This is a genomic window from Desulfurellaceae bacterium (assembly GCA_021296095.1).
GTDB lineage: Bacteria > Desulfobacterota > Binatia > Bin18 > Bin18 > JAAXHF01.
The window spans coordinates 2118-16600 of the sequence record JAGWBB010000103.1 but is presented as its reverse complement, the minus strand read 5'-3'; the positions used below and the strand labels follow the sequence as shown (position 1 = coordinate 16600).

The 14483-nt window shown below is 63.0% G+C and carries 14 protein-coding genes; 8 read left to right on the top strand and 6 right to left on the bottom strand.

The features are described 5' to 3' along the window. Positions 1 to 137: 137 nt before the first annotated feature. On the bottom strand, positions 138 to 1475 hold the full coding sequence (locus tag J4F42_19230) for an LLM class flavin-dependent oxidoreductase (GenBank protein ID MCE2487651.1): 1338 nt from the start codon (positions 1473 to 1475) through the stop codon (positions 138 to 140). A gap of 182 nt (positions 1476 to 1657) precedes the next feature. On the opposite strand from J4F42_19230, the gene J4F42_19225 reads away from it, so the two are divergent. From J4F42_19225 to J4F42_19205, 5 genes are read left to right on the top strand one after another with little or no spacing between them, the layout of a single operon-like run. After that, positions 1658 to 2716 (top strand): phosphotransferase family protein, encoded by a 1059-nt coding sequence (locus tag J4F42_19225; protein ID MCE2487650.1) that lies wholly within the window; start codon positions 1658 to 1660, stop codon positions 2714 to 2716. After that, the gene (locus J4F42_19220; protein ID MCE2487649.1) at positions 2716 to 3120 is read left to right on the top strand and encodes a hypothetical protein; all 405 of its coding nucleotides are present in this window, start codon (positions 2716 to 2718) and stop codon (positions 3118 to 3120) included. Before J4F42_19225 ends, J4F42_19220 begins: the two co-directional genes overlap by 1 nt. Continuing rightward, positions 3120 to 4214, top strand: a complete 1095-nt coding sequence (locus J4F42_19215) for a hypothetical protein (protein ID MCE2487648.1) — start codon at positions 3120 to 3122, stop codon at positions 4212 to 4214. The genes J4F42_19220 and J4F42_19215 overlap by 1 nt, the downstream gene beginning before the upstream one ends. 4 nt (positions 4215 to 4218) lie before the next feature. Then, positions 4219 to 4650: a hypothetical protein gene (locus tag J4F42_19210; GenBank protein ID MCE2487647.1), complete on the top strand. Its 432-nt coding sequence runs from the start codon at positions 4219 to 4221 to the stop codon at positions 4648 to 4650. A 41-nt stretch (positions 4651 to 4691) separates the two neighbouring features. Beyond that, on the top strand, positions 4692 to 5102 hold the full coding sequence (locus J4F42_19205; protein MCE2487646.1) for a nuclear transport factor 2 family protein: 411 nt from the start codon (positions 4692 to 4694) through the stop codon (positions 5100 to 5102). On the opposite strand, the gene J4F42_19200 is transcribed toward J4F42_19205, so the two are convergent. From J4F42_19200 to J4F42_19180, 5 genes are all read right to left on the bottom strand, one after another. Then, on the bottom strand, positions 5029 to 5988 hold the full coding sequence (locus J4F42_19200) for an LLM class flavin-dependent oxidoreductase (GenBank protein ID MCE2487645.1): 960 nt from the start codon (positions 5986 to 5988) through the stop codon (positions 5029 to 5031). The genes J4F42_19205 and J4F42_19200 overlap by 74 nt on opposite strands. 281 nt (positions 5989 to 6269) lie before the next feature. Continuing rightward, the gene (locus tag J4F42_19195) at positions 6270 to 9437 is read right to left on the bottom strand and encodes an efflux RND transporter permease subunit (GenBank protein ID MCE2487644.1); all 3168 of its coding nucleotides are present in this window, start codon (positions 9435 to 9437) and stop codon (positions 6270 to 6272) included. Positions 9438 to 9507: 70 nt separating this feature from the next. Beyond that, the gene (locus tag J4F42_19190) at positions 9508 to 10776 is read right to left on the bottom strand and encodes an efflux RND transporter periplasmic adaptor subunit (protein MCE2487643.1); all 1269 of its coding nucleotides are present in this window, start codon (positions 10774 to 10776) and stop codon (positions 9508 to 9510) included. Next, positions 10773 to 12365 carry an efflux transporter outer membrane subunit gene (locus J4F42_19185; protein MCE2487642.1) on the bottom strand — a complete coding sequence of 531 codons (1593 nt, stop codon included), beginning with the start codon at positions 12363 to 12365 and terminating at the stop codon, positions 10773 to 10775. Before J4F42_19185 ends, J4F42_19190 begins: the two co-directional genes overlap by 4 nt. A 6-nt stretch (positions 12366 to 12371) precedes the next feature. After that, positions 12372 to 13070 (bottom strand): CerR family C-terminal domain-containing protein, encoded by a 699-nt coding sequence (locus J4F42_19180; protein MCE2487641.1) that lies wholly within the window; start codon positions 13068 to 13070, stop codon positions 12372 to 12374. A 142-nt stretch (positions 13071 to 13212) separates the two neighbouring features. Here J4F42_19180 and J4F42_19175 point away from each other — a divergent pair, with 142 nt between their 5' ends. The 3 genes from J4F42_19175 to J4F42_19165 all read left to right on the top strand — a co-directional run. Continuing rightward, positions 13213 to 13800 (top strand): hypothetical protein, encoded by a 588-nt coding sequence (locus J4F42_19175; protein ID MCE2487640.1) that lies wholly within the window; start codon positions 13213 to 13215, stop codon positions 13798 to 13800. Positions 13801 to 13878: 78 nt separating this feature from the next. Next, on the top strand, positions 13879 to 14097 hold the full coding sequence (locus J4F42_19170) for a hypothetical protein (protein ID MCE2487639.1): 219 nt from the start codon (positions 13879 to 13881) through the stop codon (positions 14095 to 14097). A gap of 30 nt (positions 14098 to 14127) precedes the next feature. Beyond that, a partial coding sequence (locus J4F42_19165) for an NAD-dependent epimerase/dehydratase family protein (protein MCE2487638.1) occupies positions 14128 to 14483 on the top strand: 356 nt, incomplete at its 3' end.

Genomic DNA, 14483 nt, shown 5'->3' with positions numbered 1-14483 from the left:
CCGTCCAGGAAACAAAAAACGCCGGGCGTGCGCAGATTCATGCGGGTCTCCTGAGCGTGCTAGGGGCAGCGGGGAAGGGCGGAACCGAACAGGCGGCGGGCTGAGGAACATTCGTGTCCCCCAACCCGCCCGACCGGCTAGTTCGGCAGCATGTTGAGGTCTTTCAGCGGTGTGCGGTCCACGACCGGCAGACGCTTGGTGCCCGGATTGAGCTTGACCGAGCCCGGCCGACGGGTGAACGGGTCGATCAGACCGATTTCCTTGGCGTACTCTTTGAGAGCCGGTTTGACCTCCTGGGCCAGCAGTCGAACGCTGGTCAGCCGGTCTTCGTTGCTGACCGGTCCCTGGACGTTAAAGCACGAGAACGCGCCCGGCCGCAGCACACGCATCATCGTCTTGACCTTTTCGATGACCGTCTTGGGCGAGCCGATGATCATCAGGTAGTCGTCCTGCGCCCGCTTGTACGATTTGATCAGCTTCTGGCGCACCTCGTTGAGATCCTTGGTACGGCCGCGTCTGCCGTGTTGGGACTCTTTGAGCCGGTCGGAATCCACCCCGACCCAGCCACCGCTGGGACGCTTGGCCAGCAGCCGGATGGCGTTCTTGGAGTTGTAGCCCGGCGGCAGGGTGTGTTCCGGCCGCGAAAACGCGCTGGCTCCGCCACCGAACAGAAACCCCTTGCCCAGCTCCTGGGCTTTTTCATCGGTCTCGGCGCAGAACACCCCGATCAGGTAGCCAAAGTTTTCCGGGCCGGCCTGATAGCCGTTCTCGGCCGCGATATCGGCATAAAAGTCCAGCAGATCACAGGTCGGGCTGAGCGCGGTCACCAGGGCCAGATACGGATAGTTATGCTCGGCTGCCCACCTGACGGTTTCGGGGCTCAGGACGCCGGGAATCCACATCTGGGGGTGGGGTTTCTGGTAGGGCAGGGCCCACGGGTTGACGTGGCGATAGTGGAAGTGCTTGCCCTCGTAACGCCACGGGCCGGGCTTGGTCCAGGCCTGAATGATGAAGTCGTGGGCCTCGTTGAACATCTCGCGGTTATAGGTCGGGTTGGCGTTATTGAAGAACTGCTCGCTACCCGCGCCGCGGACCCAGCCGGTGACCAGCCGGCCGCGCGAGATGAGGTCGATCTCGGCCAGCTCCTCGGCCATGCGCAGCGGATGCTTGATGACCGGCAGGGGGTTGCCGATCAGCACAATCTTGGCCGTGTTGGTAATCCGGGCCAGGATGGACGCCTCGACGTTCATCACGCTGCCCATGCAGAACGGGTTGCCGTGGTGCTCGTTGAGCATCAGGGAGTCAAAGCCCATCTCTTCTGCGTAACAGTATTCGTCGAGAAAATAGTTGTAGTCATCCGCCGCTTTGTCCCGGTCAAAACGCTCGTTCGGGATGGCGAAGAACCCCTCGTGATTCAGCACCTCGTCTTCATCAACCCAGCGATACGGCCGCTCAGTAAAATACCCAAAGTTCATACACGCCGCTCCTTTTCCGGATATTGGGATTTGCCCTCCTGATAGCAGATTCGGTCTCGAATTGGGAGGGGCCACCTTGACGGCACGCCGGTGTCCGATTTAGTGAAGAGGCTGACACCGGCACCGGCGCGGTGAATCTGGCGAGGAAGACCGGGCCGGGGAAGAAACATGAGGCGTTTGGCATGAGTCGTGGCACCACCTATCCGACCCCCCGAGAACTGGCCCCGGTCCTGACCGATTTTCTGCTCCGCGCCTTTCCCCAGCAGCAGCACCAGGCGGTCACCCAGCTTGAGGTCAGAGACCTGCGGCTGCTGACCGGCGGCGCGTCGCGCCAGACCTGGTCGTTTGACGTTGGGTTTGAAAAAGCCGACGGACAGACCGAGACGCTGCCGCTGATCATTCGCGGTGATCCCCAGGAGGGGCCACAGGGTTTCATAGACCGCAGCCTGGAGTATCGGGTCATTGCCGCAGCCCACGCCGAAGGGGTCTTGGCGCCCAAGCCCTACTTTGTGGGTGACGACAGCCTGGGCATGCCGTTTTTCATCATGGAGCGGATTGAGGGCGAAACCCTGCCGCGGCGCTTGTTCCGCGACGCCCAGTACGCCCAGGCCCGCCAGGTCGTGGCGGCCGAGCTGGGCGCGATTCTGGCCCGCATTCATCGGGTGCCGGTGGACAAGCACGGCCTGGGCGACCTGCCCGCGCCGCAGGGGACCAACACCGCAGCCGAAGAAGAACTCGCCCGCTACGAGGACAAGTACGAGACCATGGCCCGGGAACCCCACCCGGTTTTTGAGCTGGCGTTTCGCTGGCTGCGTCAGCATCTGCCCCAGGAGCGCGAGCGGGTCTTTGTCCACGGCGACTACCGGATGGGCAACATCATGTTCGGTCCCGAAGGCGTGCGCTCGGTCCTGGACTGGGAGCTGGCCCATGTCGGCGACCCGATGGAGGATCTGGGCTGGATCTGTGTGCGCTCGTGGCGTTTTGGCAACGATCATCTGCCGGTCGGCGGGGTCGGAACGCGGCGGGTATTCCAGCGCGCCTATGAAGAGACCGGCGGCTGGCCGCTCGACCAGCAGCGCCTCAGGTTCTGGGAGATTTTCGGCAACCTGCGCTGGGGGGTGATCTGCCTGAACATGACCCAGCCGTATCTGGACGGCATCAATCCCAGCGTCGAGCTGGCGGCCATCGGGCGGCGGACGGCCGAGACCGAGTGGGAGCTGCTGCACCTGATGGAGGACTAATGCAAGATCGTCCAAGCGTCCCCGAACTGCTGAGCGCGGTCACCCGTCTGCTCGACCAGGAGGTGGTGCCGAATCTGTCCGGTTCGCGCCAGTTTTACGGTCGGGTGGCGGCCAATGTGCTGCGCATCGTCATGCGCGAGCTGGAACACGCCGAAGACCAGGCGGCCGCCGAGTGGCAGCGCCTGGACGGGCTGCTGGCGACCGCCGAGCGACCGGCCCGCCAGACGGCGCTGCAAGACGCGATCTGGCAGCGGACCGCCGAGCTGTGCGCGCGTATCCGCAGCGGCGAGGCCGACGCCGGGCCGTACCGCGAGCAGGTGCTGGCCCACCTGCGGCAGACGACGCAGGACAAGCTCGTCATCAGCAATCCGAAGTGGATCACCCGGCCGGTGGAGGAGGAGTAATGACGGCTGACACGTGTACGATTCGCAGCCTGCGCGCCCGGGCGGTCGAGGTGCCGATGCCGCGTCCGCTGTTGACCGGCGGCGGGCAGGTCAGCATTGCCCCGCTCGTCCTGCTTGACCTGGAAACCCACCAGGGCCTCACCGGGTGCAGCTATATTTTCGGCTATACCCCGGTCACCCTGAAGCCCCTGGTCGCCCTCCTCAACGAGGTCGAACAACTGATCGTCGACCAGCCCGTCTCGCCGTTGGCCCTGGCCGAGCAACTCCAGGGGCGCTTTCGGCTGCTCGGCACCCAGGGCCTGGTCGGCATGGCCATGGCCGGTGTTGATATTGCCGCCTGGGACATCCTGGCCAAGGCCGCCGAGCTGCCGCTGGTACGCCTGCTGGGGGGGCAGGAGCGGCCGATACCGGCCTATAACAGCTGTGGCCTGGGCATCAGCAATACCGAGCACCTGCTGGCCGAAGCCCGCGACTTGCTCGCGTCCGGCTTTGGCGCAGTCAAGGTTCGTCTGGGCTACCCGGACACTGAGGCTGATGTGGCCGCAGTCCGGGCTGTACGGCAGGCGGTCGGCGACGGGGTGCTGATCATGTCCGACTACAACCAGTCGCTGTCCGTGCCCGAAGCCCAGCAGCGGGCGCGACGGCTGGATGCCGAGGGGCTGTACTGGATCGAAGAGCCGACCCGGGCCGAGGACTATGCCGGCCACGCCCGGATTCGGACCACGGCCAGCACGCCGATCCAGATGGGCGAGAACTGCTGGGGACCGAACGACATGGCCAAGGCATTGGCGGCCGGGGCGTGTGATTTTTTCATGCCGGACGCGATCAAAATTGGCGGCGTCAGCGGCTGGCTGCGGGCAATCGCGCTGGCCGAGCCGATCGGCCTGCCGATCTCCAGCCATCTGTATCCCGAGCTGAGTGCCCATCTGCTGGCAGTCACCACGACCGGCCACTGGCTCGAATATATGGACTGGGCCAACGCTATCCTGGACCAGCCGCTGCGCATCCGGGACGGCCGGGCGGTGATATCCACGGCTCCGGGCAACGGCTTGGGCTGGAATGAGCCGGCCGTTGAGCAGTATGAGAGGCGCTGAAGCGATGGCTTGGTGGCAGCATGAACTGTCCCGTCGTCCGTGGTGGATGAACCTGGTGTTTGCCTGGTGCCTGGTGTTGGCTATTGGCGTACCCATAGAGGTCGCGCTGCGTCCCTCGGCCGAGGACGTTGAGGTGGTGCTGGGCATCGAGCTGTACGGCTGGGCGGCCAAGGCGACCGGCGGGCTGCACGCGGCGCTGTTTGTGGCTGGCGCCTGGGGCTTTTGGAAGATGGCGGCCTGGATGTGGCCCTGGGCGGCGGTGTACGTGTTTCAGGTGGCGCTGGCCCACCTGGTGTGGAGCGAGTGGAGTGAGCGGGGCAACGGCTGGCCGATTGGGCTGCTGCAAGCGGTGGTGATCTCGGGCCTGGGGGTGTTGCTGTGGCGCGCCCGCCCGTTGTTCCGACACTCCGGCGGCGAAATCCTGTCAAGAAGATAATGGATGGACGCTGGAGACACAAAAACCACAACGGAGGCCGTATGGCGCAGGATGAAATCGTTGAGCGCAACGTCTTCAAAGTCCGCGTATTCATCGACGCCTGGCGGGCGATTGACCCGGACGTGGCCATGGCCTGCCTGTCGGACGATATCGTCTATATCAATCAGCCGCTCGAACCGGTGGTCGGCCAGCAGAATGTCCGCAAGATCGTCGCCGGCATCATGCAGCTCTCGCACCGGGTGCACTGGGAGCTGCGCAACTGCTTTGGGCGCGGCAACACGGTTGTCACCGAGATAACGCACCCTGGAGCAGGAACGGCGGCCCGAGCCTGGTACTCTGAAGGCGCACAGCTCGACGATGCCGACCGCCGAGCCGGTCCTAGACCTTGGGCAGGATGTCGTGGACGAGGCGGCGCATATCCCCAATGGTCTTGGCGGTCGGCGTCCCACTGAACGGCGGCCACAAGAGGGGCATCGTCAGCCCGGCATCCCGATAGCGCTTGAGATTGTCCGTGATCTGCTCGGCGGTGCCGACCAGCGTGGGCGTCAGCTTGCCGCGTGGCGTCTGATCCGTTTTGTCGCGGGTGATCTCAAACGGCAGCATGCTCGAAATTTCGATGTCGTTGATGGTGTGCGCACTGTCGAGCTTTTCCGACTCGTCCTGAATGGCGGTCCGCCAGGCAGCGATCGCTTCCGGGGTGTCCATGATCCCGATCCAGCCCTCAAGGCCATACTTGGCAACGCGGGCTGCTGCCAGATCGGGCCGGCCCAAGCCGCCGAAAAACATCGGCGGTCGTGGCTTTTGGACCGGCTTCACGCCAAAGCCACATTTTGGAAAGTCGGCGAATTCTCCGTGATACTCGAACAGCTCGTTGGTCCAGATCCCCTGCATCACTTCGATCGTTTCTCTCACATGCTTGTTCCGCTTCTTATAGACATGCGCGGCGCTTGACGCAGCGAACTCCTCTGGCATCCAGCCCGAGCCGACGCCGACGTTCAGACGCCCGCCCGAGAGGTGATCCCAGGTGGCGAGTTCTGCGGCCAGCACGCCGGGAGCACGATAGGGCGTGACAATAATACTGACCCCCAAGCGTACGTGCTTGGTAATGGCCGCCAGATACGGAATGAGCGGCATGCCGTGCAGGAACTCCGCCCGGGCGCTCACCATGAAGCCAAACGACTTTTCGAGTTCCTGACGGTCTGAGGCTTCGGGTACCACGATACGGTCGAGTGACCACACCGAGTCAAATCCCAGTGTCTCTGCCTCCTGAGCCAAGTCTACGATTTCGCTGACCGTGATCTTGTCGCGGAGATTCGGGAGATACAGCGCAAGCTTCATAGCAAGGTCCCCTTTATCGGTCGTCTTCTGTACTGGATATGTCTATCGCCCCGCTGGCTCATAGCGGGAACGAGTCATTTCTGCAATCCCATTCTTTGTCTCTGTTGCCGACTCCAGCATGAATCCGAATGTCACTCAGTGCCTGTCCTCTATGGCCAGTTATAACCTGCACATCAAGCTCGGCGCCGCCCCGCTGTTCGATACCGAGGAGGCCGCGCCCCCGGCGTTCAGGGCAGCCTGAGGCGCTGCCTGGTGCTGCACCCGTCAGCGTCACCCATGCTCTAGTCGGGCTGCGGGGCGGGTTGCGGGGCGCCTGCCGTCTGCGGGATGTCTGCCGTCTGCGGGGCTGGGGCGCTGAGCAGACGCGGGAGCCGTTTCAGGTCTTCCAGGATCAGATAGCCGGCCGGGACGATCAGCAGAATAATCACCGTCGAAAACAGGATCCCGAAGCCGATCGAGATCGCCATCGGGATCAGGAAGCGAGCCTGCATCGAGGTCTCGAAAATCATCGGCATGAGGCCAAAAAACGTAGTCAGCGAGGTCAGCAGAATCGGCCGGAAACGCCGCGCGCCAGCCTGACAGATCGCCGCCACGGGGTCGAGCCGTTCTCCGTCGCGCAGCTGATTGGCCGTCACCACCAGGACCAGCGCACCGTTAATCACCACCCCGGCCAGGGCGATAATGCCGAACAGACTGATCATGCTCAGTTCATAGCCCAGCAGGACATGGCCGATGATTGCGCCGATAATGCCGAACGGAATGCTCAGCATCACGATCAGCGGCTGGATATAGCTCTTGAACGGGATGGCCAGCAGGGCATAGATGGCCAACAGGGCGAAAACAAAGCCCAGGGCTATGGCGCCCAGGGCCTCTTTCTGCCACTCCTGCTCGCCCTCCAGGGTGTAATTCAGGCCGGGGTATTTCTGCATCAGCAACGGCAGCTCGTTCTGCTCCAGGGTGGCCACAATCGTATTGGCGTTGGAGACTTCTTCATCAACATCGGCCGTGACCGCCATGATGCGGCGTCCCTCGCGGCGGCGAATCTCGGTATACGCCCGTCCGTACTCGACCGCCGCAGCCTGCAGCAGCGGAATTTCGCCGCCCTGGGCCGTTCGAATCATCAGCTGTTCAATCGTGTGGGCGGTGCGTCGTTCGTGCTCGGGCAGCCGGACCATGACTTTGACCTCATTGCGGCCGCGCTGCTGGCGCAGGGCTTCGGCCCCGTAGAACGAACTCCGCAGCTGGCGGGCCAGATCGGTCGCGTTGATGCCGAGGCTGCGCGCCTCGGGTTTGACGGTCAGGCTGAGCTGGGGTTTGCCGTGCGACACCCCGTCGTCGATATCGGTGACGCCGGCGTAGCCGGCCAGCAGGCCGGCCAGCTCGGCGGCGGCGCTTTCGAGAATGTCGCGCGAGCGGTGGGTGAGCTGAATGTCCAGGGCGCTGTCGCTGCCAAAGCCGGACTCGGCTTTGAAGACGAGCGACTCCAGACCGGCGATGTGGTCAGCCGCCTGGCGCCAGGTGTTGGCGAAATCGACGCCGCTGACCGCGCGTTGATCGGTCGGCACCAGGGCGATCTGCACCCCGGCCAGATGACTGCCGCCCAGCTCGGGTGGCCCGTCTTCGGGCCCCCCCGAACGCAGCACCGCCCCGATTTGGGTGTAGGTCCCGTGAACGATGTCCGGCCCGCCGTGGGTATCGACGGCCACCTGCAGGGCGTCGAGCAGCTGCCGCTCTACCCGCCGTGTGGTCTCTACCGGAACACCGAACGGCAGGGTGGCTTGAGCGGTGACCAGATCGGAGTCGATGCGGGGCATGAAACTGAACTGAATGTGGCCGCCCCCGACCGCGCCCAGGGCCAGCAGCAGGGCGGCGATCCCGGTCATCAGGGTCGTATACCGGTACGTGGTCGCGATCCGCAGCAGGGGCTGGTAGATCCGTCGGACAAATGCCTGGAGGAGGCGGTCGAAGAACCGTTGGGGACGGCCGAGAATCTGCCACACACGGCTCGGTTTCTGCTGGCGCGACAGGTGGGCGGGCAGGACAAACAGCGACTCGATCAGGGACACGCTGAACACCGCGATGGTCACCGCCGGGATATTGTAGAAGAATTTTCCCGCCGGGCCGGGCACGAACATGAGCGGCAGAAAGGCGACGATATTGGTCAGGACGGCAAACACCACCGGCCCTGAAATCTCTCGCGCTCCTTCAACCGCAGCCTGCATGAACGGCAGACCGCGTTGGCGCCTCTCATAGATGTTTTCTCCGACGACGACCGCGTCATCAACGACAATGCCGAGCGTGATAATAAACGCGAAGAGCGAGATCATGTTGATCGAAGCGCCGCTCAGCGGCATGAACAGGAAGGCGCCCATGATCGAGATCGGGATGCCCAGGGTGACCCAGAAGGCGAGCTTGGGGTCGAGGAACAGCCCCAGCAGGAGCAGGACCAGGGCCAGGCCGAGAAAGGCGTTTTTCAACAGCAGGCCCATCCGGTCGCGGTAGATTTCGGAGAAGTCGTTCCAGATCGCTATGCCGACCCCCGCCGGCAGCCGGGGCAGGAGATCGTCGACGTAGGCACGGACACTGGCCGAAACCGATTGCGGGGTTTCCTTGGCCACCCGATACACGTCGATTTGAATGGCGGGCTGATTATTGTAAAAAGCCTCGAAGTCGGAATCTTCAAACCCGTCCGTAATCTCGGCAATATCGCCGACCGTAATGCGAGAACCATCCGGGGCTGAAGCGACCGGAATATCGGCGTACTGGCTGGCATAATCGCGGCGCTCCTGGGTACGCAGCAGGATTTCTCCGCCGGCAGCCTTGAGGCCGCCGGCCGGCAACTCAACCGCGGCTTCGCGTATCTCGCGGGCAATCCGGCCCAGGGTCAGGTTGTGGGCGCGCAGATTGCGCTGGGACACCTCAACGGCAATCTCGATCCGAGGCACCGCGCCCAGCTCGACCAGGGTGATGTCCGGTCGCTGGAGCAGCTCGTCGCGGATCTGTTCGGCCAGGTCGCGCAGGGTCTGTTCGTCCTGGTCGCCATACACCATCAGGCTCAGCACCTGGTTGCGCATCTCAATCAGGCTGACGACCGGCTTTTCCGCCTCTTCAGGAAAAGACAGGATGCTGTCAACCGCATTCTTGACATCCTGGAGCGCCTTGCCCGAATTTGCGCCGGACAGCAGTTCGATCACCACTGTGCCGGAGCCTTCGCGCGCCGTGGCCGTGACCTTTTTCACCCCGTCGATGCCGCGCACCCGGTCCTCAATCGACAGGACGATGCCCTGCTCAACCTCGGCTGGACTCGCTCCGGGGTAGGGCACCGTGGCCGTGATGATGTCCATCGTAAATTCTGGAAAGACCTCTTGCTTCACCTGGGTACTGGCGATGAAGCCGCCGCACACGATGATCAGCATGACCAGATTGGCCGCGACGTGGTTGCGGGCCATCCAGGCAAGTGGGCCCTTGTGCAATGGTGACGGGGCCGGATCGGACCTCGGGTGTTCCATGGCGTTTCGTTCAGACCGAGTCTTGGTCCGCGTCGGCCGCCGGAGGACTCGGCTCGGTGGGCGGCGTTGGGGGCGAAGCTGGGCCGTCAGACGGACTTTGCACGGCCATGCCGGACAGAGCAACGGGCAGCGGACTCGTAATCACCTGGTCGCCGTCCCGCAGTCCGCTCTGAATCAACAGCGAGTCGTGTCTGCTCAGCGCTACCTCGACTTGGCGGATTTCCAGCTGGTTGTTCTCGTTTTTGACCCACATCCGACCGCCTTCCCGGAGCGTGCTGCGGGGCACGACAAACACGTCGCTCAGCTGCGGACCGTCGATTTCGACCCGCACATACTCTCCCAGGAGCAGCGGCAGCTGCTGGTCTTGCGCTGTGGTGCGGCTCAGGGGGTCCTCGACCAGGACCAGCAGACGCGCCATCCGGCCGTTTTCCGACACGTCGCCGAGCAGACCCGCGACCACGCCCTGACGCTGGGCGGTCTTGTCGCTGCCCAGGTCCCGGAGCACCCGCACATGCGAGCCCCGCGCCTGTGCCGGACCGGGGATAGCGACCCAGGCCAGTTCGCGCATGGGGATGCTGACCTCGACCCGAAACGCGTCGGTACACACCAGGCGGGCGATGGGCGTCTGGGACATGACGAGCTGGCCGACCTCGACCGACTCGTCCAGCACCAGGGCGTTGCAGGGGGCGCTCAGTGTGGTCCGCTGGAGGTCCAGCTCGGCCTTGGCCAGCCGGCTTTTAGCCGCCGCCACCGCAGCCCGTTTCTCACGCAGATGGGGTTTGCGTAAGGCCAGCTGTTTTCCCATTTCATTGGTCTCGATTGACGACTCGAGCAGAGCCCACTCACGTTGAGCAATGACCTGGTTGCCGCGTTCGAGTTCCAACTCGAATTCGGCCTTGGCCAGGGCGCCCTGCTGGGTCTCAACCGCGTAGGCGTAGTCGCGCGGGTCAATCCGCACCAAGACCTCCCCGGCGTGCAACAGGCCGCCTTTGATTAGCTTGGCGTGTTGCTCAACCACAGAGCCGCTGACCTGGGGCTGAACGCTGAGTTCCTGATGCGCCCGCACCGTGCCAAAGGCCGAAATCACGGCTTGAGTATCTTCAGACTGGACCGTGATGACTTCGACAACGGTCGCGCTGGCCTGCTGGGTGACTTTCTTGACCTCCGGGCGGGTGGCAATCAGCGCCCGGGCTCCGATCACCCCGCCACCCAGAATCAGGACGGGGAGCAGAACCTGGAAAAGCCGCTTTGTCCATTCGGGGACAGAGCGGCGGCTCATGGTCGGGTCCTCGCGGCTGCGGCCTGGGCCAGCTGGAGGCTGGCTGGGGTGGTCAGATCGCTTGTCCAGTGTCCGCCCAGAGCTCGGTACAGACCGGCGCGGTTGCTCAGCAGGAAACGTTTTTCGCTGATCAGACGACGCTGTAAGCCTTGCAGGGATTGGACCGCGAGCAGGACTGTCACGTAGTTGATCAAGCCGTTGACATAGCGCGACTGCGACTCTTGCAGCGTGCTCTGGGCCAGCCCGAGCTGGCTCTCCAGGTTGGCGATCAACTCGACCTGAAAACGTTCACGCACCAGGGCGTCTTCAATTTCGAGCAGGGCTTGCAGATACTCCTGGCCAAAACGGTCGAGCAGCTCTTGGGTCAGCGCCTTGTGGCGGATAACCTGATTGCGCCGCCGGCCGCCGTCGATAACGGGTGCAACCAGGTTGCCGACCAGAGAGCCGACCTCCTGGCGGAAGACGGTCGAAAAGCTGCGGGCACTGAACTCGTAGGACAGGTCAAGCACTAGCCGCGGCAGCCGCTCGGCGACTGCGGTGGCGACCCGAAAATCCGCCGCCTGCAAGCGCAGCTGAGCGGAGCGCAGGTCCGGTCGGGACACCAGCAGGGTGGTCGGCTCGCCCAGCTGCGGAAAGGGCGGCAAGTCCGGTAGGACGCCGTCCGGGATACGGGTATCCAGCGTGCCCGGCGTGGTGCCGAGCAGTACGGCTAACTGATTGTAGGCGGTGTTGAGGCCTGAGCGGACAATCGGGATTTCGGCCCGGGTGGCCTCCAGCTGCTGGCGCTGCTGGAGCACATCAACCGCCGAGCCGGCGCCGACACCGAAACGCACCTCGGTCAGGTCGAGCAGCTCTTGGCTGATCTCGATCTGCTCCTGGAGCAGGGCCAAGAGCGCCTTCTGTTCCTGGAGGATGAACCACACGTCTACAACAGAACCGGTCAGAAACAGCGCGCTGGCTTCGAGGTCTTGGCGGCTGGCCTGATACTCAAGCGTGGCCGCGCGGCGCCGGGCGGCAATCCGTTTCCACACGTCAATCTCGTACGACAGACCGGTGGACACAAAGTAGCGGTCGGTATGGGTAATCCGGGTTGACGAGCCGGGGCGGCCGCCGAACGGGTCTTGGGGATCGCGGTCAAGCTGATGCGTCCGGGCCGCGCCGCCGCTCAGATCGACCCACGGGAACACCTCGGCGCCCTCAATTCGGGCCTGGGCGTAGGCCTGGGTGAGGCGACTCCACAGCTGTCTGAGGTCCAGGCTGTTGTCCAGGGCCGACTCAACCGTCGTGTCAAGGGCTGGATTGTTGAATTCTTGCCACCACTGGCCGATCACGCGCTCGCCGTCCATGGCGTGATGATAGGTGTTCGATACCGGAACCTCGGGCCGGTTCAGGTTGCGGACCTGATACGGGCTACAGCCGACAGCCACCAGCACCAGGGCGAGGAGGGCCGCGGCCCAGCGCTGGAACGGGTTGGACCGGTCGCTGGTCTCTCCCAGAGGCGGAAGCGCTGCGTCGGACCGCAGGCCGGCCTGAGCCGGATCGCAGGGCTGTAATCGAGAGGCTGGGAGAGGGAGGTGGTGAGGCTGCATAGGGCCCTAGTTTTTCCCGATCCGCTTGGCCTGGGCTGTGATGCCGGCCAGCGAAAAGTTGGCAATATGCTCGGCCAGGCCGGAGATCAGCGCCGGGTCGTGGTGCAGAAAACTCTGAATCATTTCGAGCTGTTGTTGGCTGGCGTGGCGCTGATAGCGCTCGATGAGCGGGCGCGAATAGCGGTAGATCAGGCATTGGCCGAACACGCTGGTACAGCACAGCTGGACGAACGGATGGTCCCGGCTCACACCCAGCACCGCAGCCACGAGGTCTTCGCCGGCCGCATAAATGGGCTGCATGGAGCGCTCCAGCAGATCGTCAAAGGCCGGGGTGGGGTCTTGCAGCTCTCTGACGATCAACTCGTACACGGCGTGGCCTCTGGCACCGAGCATGCGCTCGGCATTCCAGACGATCCAGGCCCGCAGCTGTGCCTGGGGGTGGCTCGGGTCATCGGCCAGGGTGGGCATCGGCCGTGGCGGCTTGGCGTTCTCAAAGGCGTGTGACAAGACCGCCTTGTAGAGTTCCATTTTGCCGCCAAAATGATAGTTGACGGCCGCCAGATTTGCCCCCGCAGCGGTACAGATTTCGCGTATGCCGGCCGCATGGAAGCCTTTTTTGACAAAGACCTGGGTGGCGACGGCCAGCAGCTTCTGGCGGGTGGTTTTGCTTTTTTCGGTCAGAATCATTTCAAACGCTCGTTTCAAACTAGCGTATCATACCACTGTTTAAGGGCAAGCCCGGTTGTTGCCCAAGTGCTACAAAATCGCGTACAAAGAGAAAAAAGGGGAAAGACGGCTATGAAATTCTACCCTGTCAGGACATCCTGCCCCAACGGAGTCGCCCGGTATGTCCTATAGTGACTTTACCTTTCGGCAACTGGAAACCGTCCTCCAGCTCAGGCTTGAGGAGGCGGAGCTGTACTCTGCCGTCAAGCCGGTGGAAATCAGTGGGCTGTTGTCTGAAGTCTTGGCCGAAAATGTGCCGCTTGCCCTGTCCATTCATACCGAAAAGGCGCGTTCAGAACTTATTATTGCTCCAGTCTTGGTTGAGCTGAGAAAAACTCTGCGTCACCAGGTCAGTATATTCTCCGGTATCGAACTGAACGTTGATCCGCAAAAGGGGCTGAATGGGGTATGTGATTTCATTATTGCGGCGTCCTCCCGCCAGCTTCTTCTGTCGGCGCCTCTGATCCATATTGTCGAAGCCAAAAACGAGAATATCAAAAGCGGGATTCCCCAGTGCGTGGCCAAGATGTACGCAGCCCAGCTGTTCAATAGCGCCGAGGCGTGCGAGCTGCCGGTTGTGTACGGGGTGGTGACAACGGGTAGCTCGTGGAAGTTTCTCCAGCTGCACGGGGAGTATTTTATCGACAATATCCGTACAATCATGGCCATTCTGCTCGACATGACGGGGCCGTATCTCAAAGCCGACTAGGCCAGGGCTGGCCTCAGCTACGTTATGGCAGGAACGAGCAGGAAGACGAGAATATCTGGATAGGCAGGAGGTCCCAGCATGCGGGTAAGCGAATCATACGGAGGGTTCATCATCGAACCACGCTCGAAACAGATCGACTCCGGGGAGTGGCAACCCGGCTCCCGGGTATTCCGTTTGCTGGACGGTGTGGTCCACGAGTATTTCCCGCTCAGCGAGTGTGCTCAGAGCTTCGCCAGCGAGGAAGAGGCCGACGATTTTGCGCTGTCGGAGAGCCGGGACTGGGTTGACCGGCATTAAGACGGCGCACTGCATTGCGAGGAAGTTTGTATGCCAAAGAAAAAGATGTTGGTCGCCGGTGCGTCCGGGCTGGTCGGTTTTGCTGCGGTCAAGCATTTCGCTCGGCTTGAGGATTGGGACGTGGTCGGCGTGTCGCGCCGGATTCCCGACGGTCTCGAAGGAGCCAGCGTCATTTCGGTCGATCTCCAGGACCGGGCCCGCTGCGCCGAGGTGTTTGGCCAGATGTCTGACGTGACCCATGTGGTGTATGCCGCGCTGTACGAGAAGCCGGGGCTGGTCCAGGGCTGGTTTGAGCAGGACCAGATGCAGACCAATCTGGCCATGCTCGATAACCTGTTCGATCCGCTGGAGGCGGCAGCCACAGACTTGCAGCACGTCTCGCTGCT

Excerpts from the sequence above, each read along its gene's own strand:
- J4F42_19220 (MCE2487649.1), top strand. The coding sequence starts at position 2,716 with ATGCAAGATCGTCCAAGCGTCCCCGAACTGCTGAGCGCGGTCACCCGT.
- J4F42_19185 (MCE2487642.1), bottom strand. The coding sequence starts at position 12,365 with ATGCAGCCTCACCACCTCCCTCTCCCAGCCTCTCGATTACAGCCCTGC.
- J4F42_19200 (MCE2487645.1), bottom strand. The coding sequence starts at position 5,988 with ATGAAGCTTGCGCTGTATCTCCCGAATCTCCGCGACAAGATCACGGTC.
- J4F42_19190 (MCE2487643.1), bottom strand. The coding sequence starts at position 10,776 with ATGAGCCGCCGCTCTGTCCCCGAATGGACAAAGCGGCTTTTCCAGGTT.
- J4F42_19225 (MCE2487650.1), top strand. The coding sequence starts at position 1,658 with ATGAGTCGTGGCACCACCTATCCGACCCCCCGAGAACTGGCCCCGGTC.
- J4F42_19215 (MCE2487648.1), top strand. The coding sequence starts at position 3,120 with ATGACGGCTGACACGTGTACGATTCGCAGCCTGCGCGCCCGGGCGGTC.
- J4F42_19205 (MCE2487646.1), top strand. The coding sequence starts at position 4,692 with ATGGCGCAGGATGAAATCGTTGAGCGCAACGTCTTCAAAGTCCGCGTA.
- J4F42_19175 (MCE2487640.1), top strand. The coding sequence starts at position 13,213 with ATGTCCTATAGTGACTTTACCTTTCGGCAACTGGAAACCGTCCTCCAG.
- J4F42_19210 (MCE2487647.1), top strand. The coding sequence starts at position 4,219 with ATGGCTTGGTGGCAGCATGAACTGTCCCGTCGTCCGTGGTGGATGAAC.
- J4F42_19170 (MCE2487639.1), top strand. The coding sequence starts at position 13,879 with ATGCGGGTAAGCGAATCATACGGAGGGTTCATCATCGAACCACGCTCG.
- J4F42_19230 (MCE2487651.1), bottom strand. The coding sequence starts at position 1,475 with ATGAACTTTGGGTATTTTACTGAGCGGCCGTATCGCTGGGTTGATGAA.
- J4F42_19195 (MCE2487644.1), bottom strand. The coding sequence starts at position 9,437 with ATGGCCCGCAACCACGTCGCGGCCAATCTGGTCATGCTGATCATCGTG.